The sequence below is a fragment of the Enterobacter wuhouensis genome, from assembly GCF_004331265.1.
In the GTDB taxonomy this organism is placed as follows: Bacteria; Pseudomonadota; Gammaproteobacteria; order Enterobacterales; family Enterobacteriaceae; genus Enterobacter; species Enterobacter wuhouensis.
In genome coordinates, this window is sequence record NZ_SJOO01000017.1 from 1 (window position 1) to 13716 (window position 13716).

Here is a 13716-nt window from a genome sequence, read left to right on the forward strand (position 1 = left end):
AGCTGCTCGCCGTTGCTCGCAATCACCTGCTTATACCAGTCGAATGATTTCTTCTTGCTGCGGTTCAGCGTGCCGTTCCCTTCGTTGTCTTTATCGACAAAGATAAAGCCGTAGCGTTTTTTCATTTCGCCGGTTCCGGCAGAGACCAGGTCGATACAGCCCCACGGCGTATAGCCCATCAGGTCAACACCGTCTTCCACCACCGCTTTTTTCATCTCGCTGATGTGCGCGGCGAGGTAGTCAATGCGGTACTGGTCGTTCACCGTGCCGTCGCTCTCCTGCACGTCGATCGCGCCGAAGCCGTTCTCAACGATAAACAGCGGCAGCTGGTAGTGATCCCAGAACCAGTTGAGGGAGTAGCGCAGCCCCACCGGATCAATCTGCCAGCCCCAGTCGGATTTCTGCACGTATGGGTTAGAGACCAGACTCTTGCTCTCGTCGTAATCCAGCCGCGGGTTGTCCGGCGTCGCCTTGGTAGCGAAGGACATATAGTAGCTGAACCCGATGTAGTCCACGCAGCCCTGCATCAGCGCCGCTTTATCTTCTTCGGTGATATCCAGCGCGAAGCCGCGACGCTCGAAGTAGTTGAGCAGATGCTGCGGATACTTGCCGCGCACGTGCACGTCGGTGAACCAGTAGCGGCGGTGCATGGCGTTCATCGCCATCATCATGTCGTCTGGCGCGCAGGTCAGCGGATAGATTGGGCACATGGCGATCATGCAGCCGATCTGCAGCGACGGGTTAATCTCGCGCCCCGCTTTTACCGCCAGGGCGCTGGCCACCAGCTCGTAGTGCGCGGCCTGGAACATTACCGGCTCGCGGTCTTCGCCCGGCGCGTACTTGAGCCCGGAGTTGGTGAACGGGGCAAAGTCTTCGTGGAAGTTAGCCTGGTTATTGATCTCGTTAAAGGTCATCCAGTACTTCACCTTGTGCTGGTAGCGCTGGAACACCACTTTTGCGAAACGCACGAAGAAGTCGATCAGCTTACGGTTGCGCCAGCCGCCGTATTCGGTGACCAGGTGGAACGGCATCTCAAAGTGGGAAAGGGTAATAACCGGTTCGATACCGTGCTTCAGGCATTCGTCGAACAGATCGTCATAGAATTTCAGGCCAGCCTCGTTCGGCTCCAGCTCGTCGCCCTTCGGGAAAATACGCGTCCAGGCAATAGAAGTACGGAAACATTTGAAGCCCATCTCGGCAAAGAGTTTGATGTCTTCTTTATAGCGATGGTAGAAGTCGATGGCTTCGTGGTTAGGGTAATTTTTCCCCTGCAGTACGCCGTTGGTGATTTCACGCGGCACGCCGTGCGCGCCGGCGGTCATGACGTCGGCAACGCTAACGCCTTTTCCGCCCTCTTTCCAGCCGCCTTCGAGCTGATGCGCGGCAACGGCACCACCCCACAGAAAACCTGCTTTAAATCCTGACATTCGCTTTCCCTCATTCTGCGTTATTTTCTGCAAAAACAGTTACAGAAACCGGTTTCAGTCCAATGATGTGTAAAGGGGCTCTGCGTTGCAAGCAGTTCACCGAAACCGGTTTCATTTTCGTGAACGGAGTCAAGTTTGGCGGCCTGCGTCCGTGCGAAAGAAAAAAAACACGCGCGCCGAGAATAGGCTCGCAAACGTTTGCCTGGACTGTTAGAATTGCGCCGATTTTTCTTACTAGCTATGCAATCGCGTGGGGATTTAAGCCGTGACCAACAAAACTTCTCTCAGCTACAAAGATGCCGGTGTTGATATTGACGCAGGTAATGCGCTGGTTGACCGAATCAAAGGTGTGGTGAAAAAAACCCGCCGCCCTGAAGTGATGGGTGGTCTGGGTGGATTCGGCGCACTGTGCGCGCTGCCGCAAAAATATCGTGAACCTGTTCTGGTCTCGGGAACTGACGGTGTTGGCACCAAGCTGCGCCTGGCGATGGATCTTAAGCGTCACGACACCATCGGTATCGATCTGGTGGCGATGTGCGTGAACGACCTGGTGGTACAGGGCGCTGAGCCGCTGTTCTTCCTCGACTACTACGCGACCGGCAAACTGGACGTGGATACCGCTGCCAGCGTGATTAACGGTATCGCCGAAGGCTGTCTGCAGTCCGGCTGTGCGCTGGTGGGCGGCGAAACCGCTGAAATGCCGGGCATGTACCACGGCGAAGATTATGACGTCGCGGGCTTCTGCGTCGGCGTGGTAGAAAAATCAGAAATTATCGACGGCAGCAAAGTGGCTGACGGCGATGTGCTGGTTGCGCTGGCCTCCAGCGGCCCGCACTCCAACGGCTACTCCCTGGTGCGTAAAATCCTTGAAGTGAGCGGCTGCGACCCGCAGACCACCGAGCTTGACGGTAAACCGCTGGCCGATCACCTGCTGGCCCCGACCCGCATCTACGTGAAAAATATTCTGGAGCTGATCGAGAACGTTGACGTTCATGCTATTGCCCACCTGACCGGCGGCGGCTTCTGGGAAAACATCCCGCGCGTGCTGCCGGACAACACCCAGGCGGTGATCGACGAATCCTCATGGCAGTGGCCGTCCGTCTTCCACTGGCTGCAGACCGCGGGCAACGTCAGCTCTCACGAAATGTACCGCACCTTTAACTGCGGCGTGGGCATGCTGATTGCCCTGCCAGCAGACGAAGCGGACAAAGCGGTTAAGTTCCTGAATGAAAAAGGTGAAAACGCGTGGAAAATCGGTACGATTAAAGCTTCCGATTCCGAACAGCGTGTGGTCATCGAATGAAAAACATCGTGGTGCTCATTTCCGGCAACGGAAGCAATTTGCAGGCAATCATAGACGCCTGCAAGCAGAAGAAAATCAATGGCACCATTCGGGCAGTATTCAGCAACAAGGCCGACGCGTTCGGCCTTGAGCGCGCGCGGGAAGCGAATATTCCCGCGCACGCGCTGGAAGCCAGCCAGTTCGCCGGGCGTGAGGCCTTTGACCGCGAGCTGGTTCTGGAAATTGATGCGTACGCGCCGGACGTGGTGGTGCTGGCCGGCTATATGCGTATTCTTAGCCCGGCATTTGTCAAACACTACGCCGGTCGACTGCTGAATATCCACCCTTCCCTGCTGCCGAAATATCCCGGCCTGCACACCCACCGTCAGGTGCTGGAAAACGGCGACGAAGAGCACGGTACTTCCGTGCATTTCGTTACCGACGAGCTCGACGGCGGCCCGGTTATTCTGCAGGCGAAAGTGCCGGTCTTTGATGGCGACAACGAAGACGACGTAACCGAACGCGTGCAGGCTCAGGAGCACGCCATTTACCCGCTGGTGGTCAGCTGGTTTGTCGACGGACGTCTTGAGATGCGCGACGGCGCTGCCTGGCTGGACGGCGTTAAGCTTCCACCGCAGGGCTATGCGGCTGACGAGTAGTTTGTTTGAATTGCCCGGCGGCGCTTCGCTTGCGCGGGCCTACGGTTCCGTAGGTCGTGGTAAGCGCAGCGCCACCCGACAATCCCTTCTCCAACCCTCTAAAATCCCCAACAAAAAAAATAACTGTCATACTTTTCTGGCACTGTTGGACATATCGTGGAAATGCTCGCCATAATAAGGACGAGACGGATTTACCACGTCCTGTGATTGAACTGGAGTGTGAGCTGTAATGGGTCAGGAAAAGTTATATATCGAGAAAGAGCTAAGCTGGTTAGCATTTAACGAGCGTGTACTCCAGGAAGCGGCAGACAAAAGTAACCCGCTGATTGAGCGTATGCGTTTTTTGGGTATTTATTCCAACAACCTGGATGAATTCTACAAGGTTCGCTTTGCCGAACTGAAGCGGCGGATCATCATCAGCGAAGAGCAGGGTTTAAATTCCCACTCGCGCCATCTGCTTGGAAAAATCCAGTCTCGCGTAATGAAAGCCGATCAGGAGTTTGATGGCCTCTACAACGAGCTGCTGCTGGAAATGGCGCGTAATCAAATCTTCCTGATTAACGAACGCCAGCTCTCCGTTAACCAACAGACCTGGCTGCGCCACTACTTCAAACACTACCTGCGCCAGCACATCACCCCTATTCTGATCAATCGCGAAACCGACCTCGTGCAGTTCCTGAAGGACGATTACACCTATCTGGCGGTGGAAATCATTCGCGGTGAGAACATTAGCTACGCGCTGCTGGAAATTCCGTCCGATAAGGTTCCGCGCTTTGTGAACCTGCCGCCGGAAACGCCCCGTCGCCGCAAGCCGATGATCCTGCTGGATAACATTCTGCGCTACTGTCTGGACGACATTTTCAAAGGCTTCTTCGACTACGACGCGTTAAACGCCTACTCGATGAAGATGACCCGTGACGCCGAATATGACCTGGTGCACGAGATGGAAGCCAGCATGATGGAGCTGATGTCGTCCAGCCTCAAGCAGCGCCTGACCGCTGAGCCGGTGCGCTTCGTCTATCAGCGCGATATGCCGGACGCGATGGTCGAAATGCTGCGCGATAAGCTGACCATCTCCCGCTACGATTCGATTATTCCCGGCGGGCGCTACCACAACTTTAAGGACTTTATTGGCTTCCCGAACGTCGGCAAGGCCAATCTGGTGAATAAACCGCTGCCGCGACTGCGCCATATCTGGTTCGATAAGTTCCGCAACGGATTCGACGCCATCCGCGAGCGCGACGTCCTGCTCTACTATCCGTACCATACGTTTGAACACGTGCTGGAGCTGCTGCGCCAGGCCTCGTTCGACCCGAACGTGCTGGCGATCAAAATCAACATCTACCGCGTGGCAAAAGATTCCCGCATCATCGATGCGATGATCCACGCGGCGCATAACGGCAAGAAAGTCACCGTGGTGGTTGAGCTGCAGGCGCGCTTTGACGAAGAGGCCAACATCCACTGGGCGCGCCGCCTGACCGAAGCCGGCGTTCACGTGATCTTCTCCGCGCCGGGGCTGAAAATTCACGCCAAGCTGTTCCTGATCTCCCGTAAGGAGGGTGACGACGTGGTGCGTTACGCCCACATTGGTACCGGGAACTTTAACGAGAAAACCGCGCGCATCTATACCGACTACTCGCTGCTGACCGCCGATGCGCGTATCACCAACGAAGTGCGTCGGGTGTTTAACTTCATCGAGAATCCGTATCGTCCGGTGAGCTTCGACTATCTGCTGGTGTCGCCGCAGAACTCACGCCGCCTGCTGTACGATATGATCGACAAAGAGATCGCCAATGCCCAGAAAGGGTTGTCTTCCGGCATTACCCTGAAGCTCAACAACCTGGTCGACAAAGGGCTGGTAGACAGGCTGTATGCCGCTTCCGGCTCCGGCGTGCCGGTCAACCTGCTGATCCGCGGCATGTGTTCGCTGATCCCCGAACTGGAAGGCATCAGCGACAATATTCGCGTCATTAGCATCGTTGACCGCTATCTGGAGCATGACCGGGTCTATATTTTCGATAACGCTGGCGATAAACAGGTTTATCTCTCTTCCGCAGACTGGATGACGCGCAACATTGATTACCGAATTGAAGTTGCAACCCCGCTGCTGGACCCGCGTCTGAAGCAGCGGATCCTGGACATTATCGAAATACTGTTTAGCGATACGGTGAAAGCACGCTATATCGACAAAGAACTCAGTAACCGCTACGTGCCGCGCGGCAACCGCCGCAAAGTGCGGTCACAGCTGGCGATTTACGACTATATCAAATCACTCGAGCAACCCGATTAACCTATGCCGATAAATGATAAGACCCCACGACCGCAGGAGTTCGCCGCGGTCGATCTTGGCTCTAACAGTTTCCACATGGTCATCGCCCGTGAGGTGGATGGCGCAATGCAGATCATTGGCCGTCTCAAGCAGCGCGTGCATCTGGCCGATGGCCTGGACGCGCGCGGCATGCTCAGCGAAGAGGCCATGGAGCGGGGCCTGAACTGCCTGTCCCTGTTTGCGGAACGCCTGCAGGGCTTCTCGCCGTCCAGCGTCTGTATCGTCGGTACCCATACGCTGCGCCAGGCGCTGAACGCGCCGGAGTTCCTCAAGCGTGCGGAAAAGGTTATCCCTTATCCGATTGAGATCATCTCCGGTAACGAAGAAGCGCGTCTGATTTTTATGGGCGTGGAGCATACGCAGCCGGAAAAAGGCCGCAAGCTGGTGATCGATATCGGCGGTGGTTCAACTGAGCTGGTTATCGGCGAGGACTTCGAGCCGCGCCTGGTGGAAAGCCGCCGCATGGGCTGCGTCAGCTTCGCGCAGATGTACTTCCCTGGGGGAGCGATTACTCGCGAAAACTTCCAGCGCGCGCGCATGGCGGCGGTACAAAAACTGGAAAATCTGGCCTGGCAGTATCGTATTCAGGGCTGGAACGTTGCGCTGGGCGCATCGGGTTCGATTAAAGCCGCGCACGAAGTGCTGCTGGCGATGGGTGAGAAAGACGGAATTATTACCCCTGAACGCCTGGTCCTGCTCACCGAAGAAGTGCTGAAGCACAAGAGCTTCGACGCCCTGAGCCTGCCGGGTCTTTCCGATGAGCGGAAATCGGTGTTCGTGCCGGGGCTGGCGATCCTCTGCGGCGTGTTTGACGCGCTGGCGATTAAGGAGCTGCGGCTTTCCGACGGCGCGCTGCGCGAAGGCGTGCTGTACGAGATGGAAGGCCGTTTCCGTCATCAGGATATTCGCAGCCGCACCGCGCAAAGCCTGGCAAACCAGTACAACATCGACCGCGAGCAGGCGAAGCGCGTCCTGGAAACCACCGTCCAGATGTACGATCAGTGGCAGGAACAGAATCCTAAGCTGGCGCATCCCCAGCTTGCCGCCCTGCTGAAATGGGCTGCAATGCTGCACGAAGTGGGCCTGAACATTAACCACAGCGGGATGCATCGCCATTCGGCCTACATTCTGCAAAACAGCGATCTGCCCGGCTTCAACCAGGAGCAGCAAACCATGATGGCCACGCTGGTGCGTTACCACCGCAAAGCCATCAAGCTCGACGACCTGCCGCGCTTTACGCTGTTTAAGAAAAAGCAGTTCCTGCCGCTTATCCAGCTGCTGCGTCTCGGCGTGCTGCTGAATAATCAACGCCAGGCGACGACCACGCCGCCTACGCTGAAGCTGAAAACCGACGATCACCACTGGACGCTGAGCTTCCCGCACGACTGGTTCAGCCAGAACGCGCTGGTACTGCTGGATCTGGAAAAAGAGCAGCAGTACTGGGAAGCCGTTACCGGCTGGCTGCTGAAGATTGAAGAAGAGAGTTCAGACGTCGCGGCGTAAGCGCTCAGGCGTCCGCCAGCGACGCCTTTGATTCAGGCAGGGAGTCAAGATCAACCGGCTTGCCGATCAACGATCCCTGCACATAGTCGATACCTAGCGCGTGCACCGCGCTACGTATCTCCTCGGTTTCAACATACTCTGCCACCACCAGCATCTTCTTCATGCGCGCCAGATGGCATATAGAGGCCACAATCTGATAATCCAGACTGTTACTGACGATATTGCGAATAAAATTACCGTCAATCTTGAGGATGTCGGCATCCACGCTTTTTAACCGCGCATAGCTCGCATAGCCCGTCCCAAAATCATCAATTGCAATCCGCACCCCCATTTTCTGCAGCTGCCTGAGGGTATGGATCGCAAGCTCGGCGTTACCGTAGGTGGTGCTTTCCGTGACTTCGAAAATCAGCTGCCACGCCTCAACCGAGTACTTCGCCAGCAGGCGACTCACCTCAAGCGGAAACTGCGCTCTGCAAACGGTGGAAGGCGCCAGATTGATGGCAAAACGCTGGCCCGGAAGCCGGTCACGATGCTCGGCAAGAAAGCCCAGGGTACGTTCCAGCACCCATAAATCGACGCGTGAGGAGAGCCCGAACTCCTGCGCCACCGGCAGGAAACGATCGGGAACAATGAAATTACCGTTGTCATCCGGCATCCGCAGCAACACTTCGTGATAACGATCCCCCCGCAGGCCGCGCACGGGCTGGACCATCAGCGTGAATTCGCTCTGATCGAGGGCACGCTGCAGGCGGCTCATCATCGCCACCTTATCCTTCAGGCTACGCTGCAGATGCACGGCGCCACGCTGCTGGAGGTTCTCGGGATGGTTGGTGGAAATTGACAGATCGGCAATAACGCCCAGCTCTCCCAGGACCAGGTACAGATGGTTCACCGGGGAGCGCACATAGCAGTAACCGACCCCAACCTGAGGCTGCAGCGGCATACCATCCCAGAGAAAGCGGAACTGCTTGATATGCTCATCCAGCGCGTCAATACGCTGCTGATGAGACTCGGAGTTAAGACGAACCGCAAGGTCATAGCCCGTCAGGTGATAGACCCGCTCATTGGGCTGCAAGATGCCGTTTATCCACTGTGCCAGCTGCTGCTTATACTGAATACGCAGCAGCACGCCGTAATTACGTCCGAGAACTTCAAGCTCGGGAATACGCAACAGGCCGAGCGCCGACCACGGATTTTTTGCCAGGTCGCGGGACAGCGCCCGCAGATTCGGCATGTGAACCACCGGATCGAGCAGCGCCAGCCTGCGGGAGCGGATGTTCACGGCACGCTGGCGCGTCGCCAGCATCGACATGTATATCACTACAAACGAAAAAACCAGGTAGCTGGAAGAGGTGATCGCCAGCTGGATGTCATAGCCCTGATGAAGCGGTATATAGCGGTAAAAATAGTGAATCGACACCAGCAGGACCGGCGTCCAGACGATGGACATGAGCTTATAGCCAAAGCGCATCGCCCCCCAGAGCATCACCGGCATCAGCAGCGACAGCGTGTAGTTGGTGCTGAAAATAGAGCTGTTCTCATTCATGGGGATCAACAGCATCGTGAGCAAACCGACAAGCGCGCCAGCCCAAATCAGAAACTCTACAGCCGTCACCTTTTTGTCTATCTGCGCGCGGATCTGTGAGAACAGCGTCCGAACATAGCGCGGATGACGGATCAGGCGAATGAGCAGATAGCTCAGCGGCACGCCGGTAAGCCCGCTGACCAGCAGCGCCTGATAGTTGATAAGCGTACGAATATTAAAGGGGTTCAGCCCCGCCAGGCTCTGGCGGCTCTCGTAAATGCCGAGGTAGACCGCAAATTGAAACAGCACCAGAAACAGCGTTGCCGGGCAGAATACCTGCCAAAAAATACGCTGTGCCATCAGACGAACATCGCCATAGGCCGTCATGTTGCGCCGGGGGGCAAACACGCGATACCCGCCCCAGCTCAGTACGATGGGAACAATGAAATGGAGGATACCGGCAACGGTTTCAAACAGCCCCACTGACGCGTAGTAGCGAAAAAACAGCGACAGCACGATGCCGGGAAGCGCTTCCACGCCAAAGAACATCATCATCGTCAGCAGGAAAGAGAGCGGCAGATAGTAGAGCGCCACAATGCCGTCGCCCAGCTGCGTCAGGGTATTCACCACGCTGAGCACGGGCAGTAAAACGACGGGTAAAATAAGGGGAAGTGCCCACCAGCGGTCTTTTTGGCGCGTCAGGAACTGGAGAATTTTCATAGATGCCCGGTTAAACCCCTTTTTGCTCCTGAGGGAAAATAAAGACAGGCATCCAACCTGACGTACATGCCCAGGCTTAACGCCTGCGAACATAATGGAGGAGGGATTTTAGTTATCGACGCCGGAATTCCGTTGACTTAAATCAAACTAATTTACTCAAATGACTATTTATTACGATTTTTTTGGCCAATTTTCTTTGTATTATCAACGCAGAAAATACATTCGTTATTTTTAATAACATGCGTTAATGTAAACATTGACGGATTTTTACACATCCCCGAATTGACCCTGCCTTCCCGCTGTGCCTTAATATCCGCATCGCCCAAAAGGGTATGCCCAGGAAAAACACAGTGAGTCAGGTCACGCGCATGCACAAACGACATCGGTTTAATACTCGGATGACCCGCATCATACTGCTCATCAGCTTCCTGTTTTTCTTTGGCCGCTTTGTTTATTCTTCTATTGGTGCCTGGTATCACCACCAGGACAAAGTCCAGACGCAGCAAACCAGCCTGACCGTCGAAACGCCCGACCGCTAGCCAGATTATTGGTCGTGCAGCATCCTGATTACGCCCGCAATGCCTTTGCTAAGGACCCTGTCCTGACGCATCACCACGGCCAGCCTTCGCTGGAGAACGGGCGTGAGCGACTGAACGTCTAACCCTTCGCGATCCGACGCCTGCTTTACCGCCATACGCGGCACGATGCTATAACCCAGCCCCGCGCGCACCATCCTTTTGATGGCCTCAATACTGCCAAGCTGCATGACCGGTGCGATGGTAAACCCGCCGGCTTCAAACCAGGCGTCGATCAGCGTTCGCGTTCCGCTCCCTGATTCAAAAGCAATCAGCGGCTGGGTCTGTAAGACCTCGGGCGTAAGGCCGCTAAACGCCTCCTGCTGCGCCAGCGACGCAATAAAGACGAACTCTTCATCCATGACCGGCGTCACGTCCAGCGCGCGTCCGCCAGCCGGAAGCGTCACCAGCCCCATATCCAGCCGATTCTCTTCAACGGCCCGCACAATATCGAGTGTATTTCCCGTCGTCACCGCCACCCGGAGCAAAGGGTAGTCGCCGCGAAGCCGCTGCAGCAGCGGCGGCAGAAGATGGATGCACGCAGTCGCGCCCGTACCCAGCGTAATGGTGCCGCACACCTCGTGGCTGAACGCGCTCACGGAGCGGATCGCCTCATCCACCGCCTGCTCAATACGTTCCCCGTGCACCAGCAATGCCTGTCCGGCCGCCGTAGCGTTGATACCGCGTCCGGTGCGCTCCACCAGCCGCGTTTGCAGGAACTGCTCCAGCTGGCGTATCTGCAGGCTGACGGCAGGCTGGGAAATCCCCAGCGCATCCGCCGCCGCCGAAAAGCTGCCGCGCCGGATCGCCATACGGAAGGTGGCGAGATGTACCAGGTTGAGCGTTGTCATTCAAAGTTTCTCTTATACCGCGCATAAGCGCGCTGACCTGCCAGCACAATACCGTGCCCGCTATGCTGACGACAACTGCATAACGGAATGAAAAACATGGAAACACCTGCCCTTCCTCGCCGCCTCGCCCTCACCGCGGGATGTAACCAGCTCATCAACTGGGGGATCTCTTTTTATATGCCCGGCACCTTTGCCCGGGCAATTGCAGCCGACAGGGGGTGGACCTCGCCGCAAATCTATCTCGGCCTGACGCTGGCAATGCTGATGATGGCGGCCGTCTCCCCGTTTGTCGCCCGTCTGCTGACGCGCGTGGGCGGACGGCGGGTGGTGATGAGCGGCACGTTGCTGATTGCCGCTGGCTGCCTCGCGATGGCAATTCTGCCCTCCCTTGCAGGCTGGTACTGCGCCTGGCTTCTCACCGGCATCGGTATGCGCCTGTCACTGTATGATGCGCTGTTCGCCGCGCTGGTGAACCTGTACGGACAGCAGGCTCGAAGCACCATTTCGCGCATTACGCTGGCGGGCGGGCTAGCTTCAGCCGTCTTTTGGCCGCTGGGGGATGCGCTGCTAACGATCGTGAGCTGGCAGGGTGCGCTGGCTGTCTATGCGCTTTTTGGCCTGCTGAGCGCGATGCTTATCTACAATCTTCCACGCCAGCGGCTGACCGCTGGCGTGAATAAAAAGCGCAAAGCCACGAACAGCGAGCGGCGCGACGGCTGGCTCTATGCGGTATTTATTGCCCTGATTACCTTCGTTTCTAACGGCACCTCCACACACCTGCCGGAGTTTATTACCCACTTTGGTCTGCCGGTTGCTATTGGGATGCTCTGGGGGATCGGCCAGACCGGCGCGCGATTTATGGAGGTACTGGCAGGCGCTCGCTTAACCCCGCTCAGCTTAACGCGCTTTACCGCCCTGGCAATGCCGGTCTGCTTCCTTATCGGGTTAAGCAGCTCGCTTTTCGCCTGGAGCGCAGCCGGGTTTGTGCTGGGCTATGGCGCCATCAACGGGCTGGTGACCATCGTCAAAGCAACGCTGCCCCTCGCGCTTTTCAGCGCGGAAAGCTATGCCAGCCGCACTGGGCTGCTGCTTATCCCGGGGCAGCTGGCGGCGGCGGCATCGCCGTTTGCGTATGCGTGGTTGAATAAGACGCTGGGGATCGGCGGGGCAATGTGGGTTTCCACCGCGTTAACGCTGCTGATTGCGGGGCTCGCCGTCGCGATGGTACGCCGCCACGCCCCACAACGTGTATCGCACTGTATCCAGAGTGCCGTGCAGACAAAGCGGTACAAAAAGCCCTCCCCGGCAAACATCGCCGATACATAAAAGTGGTCTTCTGTGCCTGTCGTCATTTTTTACCTGCACAGGAGACATCTGAATGAAATATCGCTATCTGCTGCTCTCGTTATTCACGCTGGCCAGCTCCGCGTGGGCCGAGCCCTTGAGCGGCCTCAGCGCCGCAGAGGTCAATGGCCCGGCGGCGGTTGCGCCGCTGGAACATCCGCAACCGCCGGCGAAGCTGGTTGTTGACCCGCCGCTGCCCGGCCCGCTGAGTAAAGGTGCGGTATTTATTCAATACCGCGTCGAAAATCTGCGCATTGAGCCGGTATTCGGTCCTGAGGCGCTAAAAATTGCTCCCCGTATCGGCCATATTCACGTCGTGGTGGATGACGCGCCCTGGCACTGGGCTGACGCCAGCGGTGAGCCGGTGATCCTGGTCGGGCTGCCCGCGGGTAAACATAAAGTGACCGTTATTCTTGCCGATCCGACGCATAAACCGATCGACCACAAAACCGTTGAATTCACCGTGCCGCCGCATGCGGAAATCCATCACTTTTAAGGGCTGAAGATGAAAACAATATCGATCTTAACGGCGGGCCTGCTAGCGCTGTCGACCGGCGCGTTTGCCCAAAATCAAACCAGCGTCGTCCTGGTGCACGGCGCGTTTGCAGACGGCAGCAGCTGGAATAAGGTGATTAGTCGGCTGCAGGAAAGGAACACCGAGGTTATCGCCGTGCAGCTGCCGCTTACCTCACTAAAAGATGACGTCGCCGCCACGCAGCGCGCCATTGCCCGCGCGCATGGCGAGGTGGTGCTGGTAGGTCATTCCTGGGGCGGAGCAGCGATCGGTGAAGCCGGTAACGATGCACGCGTGAAATCACTGGTGTACGTCGCGGCGTTTGCCCCTGATTCCGGGCAGTCTGTAGCGGATTTGGCGGGGCGCTTCCCTGCCCCGCCGGGGAGTGCGGGTATCGCCAAAGGTGAAGACGGGTATTTATCTCTGCCGCCAAAAGCCGTGCGAGAAGATTTCGCCCCTGACGTAAAACCGGAGGAACAGAAACTTATCGCCGCAACCCAGGGGCCAATCAAAGCCGATGCGTTTGCAGAGAAAGTGACCCACGCGGCCTGGCACGACAAACCGAGCTGGTATGTGGTCAGCAAAAACGACCGGATGATCAATCCCGAACTTGAGCGCGCGATGGCGAAAACAATCCACGCGAAAACGACGGAGGTGGCGGCGAGCCATGTGTCGATGGTGAGCCATCCGGAGGCTATCGCCCGGACGATTGAGCAGGCGGTGGACGCTCACTAAGCTCATCGACCTTCTGCACCTCAGTATCTCCCGCCATCAGCGCAGTGCCGTCATGCGCCGCTGGCGTCATAAAGCGAACCGGCTTGCCCGTACGCTTATCAGCCAACAGCGAGTGTCGCTCGCCCTGCTCAAACAGGGGCATGTCATCGGTGCGGCGTATGCCTGCCCGGAGGGGCGGTCAGTTTGCTGGCGCTAATATTCTGGTGGTTTACACGACAGTATAAATAAAAAAAGCCCGCATTATCGCGGGCT

The 13716-nt window shown here is 57.0% G+C and carries 12 protein-coding genes; 9 read left to right on the forward strand and 3 right to left on the reverse strand.

From position 1 onward, the window contains the following. A partial coding sequence (locus E0L20_RS22260) for a 6-phospho-beta-glucosidase (protein WP_131635813.1) occupies positions 1–1427 on the reverse strand: 1427 nt, incomplete at its 3' end. Between the two features lie 265 nt (positions 1428–1692). On the opposite strand from E0L20_RS22260, the gene purM reads away from it, so the two are divergent. The 4 genes from purM to ppx all read left to right on the forward strand — a co-directional run bounded on the left by purM (position 1693) and on the right by ppx (position 7200). Next, positions 1693–2730: a phosphoribosylformylglycinamidine cyclo-ligase gene (purM, locus tag E0L20_RS22265; RefSeq protein WP_131635814.1), complete on the forward strand. Its 1038-nt coding sequence runs from the start codon at positions 1693–1695 to the stop codon at positions 2728–2730. Further along, entirely contained in the window at positions 2727–3368 is a 642-nt protein-coding gene (purN, locus tag E0L20_RS22270) for a phosphoribosylglycinamide formyltransferase (RefSeq protein WP_131635815.1), read from the forward strand. The genes purM and purN overlap by 4 nt, the downstream gene beginning before the upstream one ends. 229 nt (positions 3369–3597) lie before the next feature. Next, positions 3598–5658 carry a polyphosphate kinase 1 gene (gene ppk1, locus E0L20_RS22275; RefSeq protein WP_131635816.1) on the forward strand — a complete coding sequence of 687 codons (2061 nt, stop codon included), beginning with the start codon at positions 3598–3600 and terminating at the stop codon, positions 5656–5658. Between the two features lie 3 nt (positions 5659–5661). Further along, positions 5662–7200, forward strand: coding sequence for an exopolyphosphatase (gene ppx, locus E0L20_RS22280; protein WP_131635817.1), 1539 nt, complete (start codon positions 5662–5664; stop codon positions 7198–7200). Positions 7201–7204: 4 nt separating this feature from the next. Here the strand turns inward: ppx and E0L20_RS22285 are convergent, their stop codons facing one another. Then, positions 7205–9445 (reverse strand): EAL domain-containing protein, encoded by a 2241-nt coding sequence (locus tag E0L20_RS22285; RefSeq protein WP_131635818.1) that lies wholly within the window; start codon positions 9443–9445, stop codon positions 7205–7207. Positions 9446–9795: 350 nt separating this feature from the next. On the opposite strand from E0L20_RS22285, the gene E0L20_RS22290 reads away from it, so the two are divergent. Next, positions 9796–9984: a YfgG family protein gene (locus tag E0L20_RS22290; protein ID WP_131635819.1), complete on the forward strand. Its 189-nt coding sequence runs from the start codon at positions 9796–9798 to the stop codon at positions 9982–9984. Between the two features lie 5 nt (positions 9985–9989). On the opposite strand, the gene E0L20_RS22295 is transcribed toward E0L20_RS22290, so the two are convergent. Next, on the reverse strand, positions 9990–10871 hold the full coding sequence (locus E0L20_RS22295; protein WP_131635820.1) for a LysR family transcriptional regulator: 882 nt from the start codon (positions 10869–10871) through the stop codon (positions 9990–9992). 96 nt (positions 10872–10967) lie between these two features. On the opposite strand from E0L20_RS22295, the gene E0L20_RS22300 reads away from it, so the two are divergent. From E0L20_RS22300 to E0L20_RS22315, 4 genes are read left to right on the forward strand one after another with little or no spacing between them, the layout of a single operon-like run. Next, complete coding sequence (locus tag E0L20_RS22300; RefSeq protein WP_131635821.1) at positions 10968–12197, forward strand: MFS transporter; 1230 nt, start codon at positions 10968–10970, stop codon at positions 12195–12197. Between the two features lie 52 nt (positions 12198–12249). Continuing rightward, positions 12250–12711, forward strand: coding sequence for a DUF6130 family protein (locus E0L20_RS22305; protein WP_131635822.1), 462 nt, complete (start codon positions 12250–12252; stop codon positions 12709–12711). A gap of 9 nt (positions 12712–12720) precedes the next feature. Further along, positions 12721–13464: an alpha/beta fold hydrolase gene (locus tag E0L20_RS22310; RefSeq protein ID WP_131635823.1), complete on the forward strand. Its 744-nt coding sequence runs from the start codon at positions 12721–12723 to the stop codon at positions 13462–13464. Continuing rightward, positions 13439–13660, forward strand: a complete 222-nt coding sequence (locus E0L20_RS22315; protein ID WP_131635824.1) for a hypothetical protein — start codon at positions 13439–13441, stop codon at positions 13658–13660. The genes E0L20_RS22310 and E0L20_RS22315 overlap by 26 nt, the downstream gene beginning before the upstream one ends. Positions 13661–13716 lie beyond the last annotated feature (56 nt).

Bases quoted from the DNA above. Each gene is read 5' to 3' on its own strand.
- purN (WP_131635815.1), top strand. From the start codon at position 2,727: ATGAAAAACATCGTGGTGCTCATTTCCGGCAACGGAAGCAATTTGCAG.
- ppk1 (WP_131635816.1), top strand. From the start codon at position 3,598: ATGGGTCAGGAAAAGTTATATATCGAGAAAGAGCTAAGCTGGTTAGCA.
- ppx (WP_131635817.1), top strand. From the start codon at position 5,662: ATGCCGATAAATGATAAGACCCCACGACCGCAGGAGTTCGCCGCGGTC.
- E0L20_RS22285 (WP_131635818.1), bottom strand. From the start codon at position 9,445: ATGAAAATTCTCCAGTTCCTGACGCGCCAAAAAGACCGCTGGTGGGCA.
- E0L20_RS22295 (WP_131635820.1), bottom strand. From the start codon at position 10,871: ATGACAACGCTCAACCTGGTACATCTCGCCACCTTCCGTATGGCGATC.
- E0L20_RS22300 (WP_131635821.1), top strand. From the start codon at position 10,968: ATGGAAACACCTGCCCTTCCTCGCCGCCTCGCCCTCACCGCGGGATGT.
- E0L20_RS22305 (WP_131635822.1), top strand. From the start codon at position 12,250: ATGAAATATCGCTATCTGCTGCTCTCGTTATTCACGCTGGCCAGCTCC.
- E0L20_RS22310 (WP_131635823.1), top strand. From the start codon at position 12,721: ATGAAAACAATATCGATCTTAACGGCGGGCCTGCTAGCGCTGTCGACC.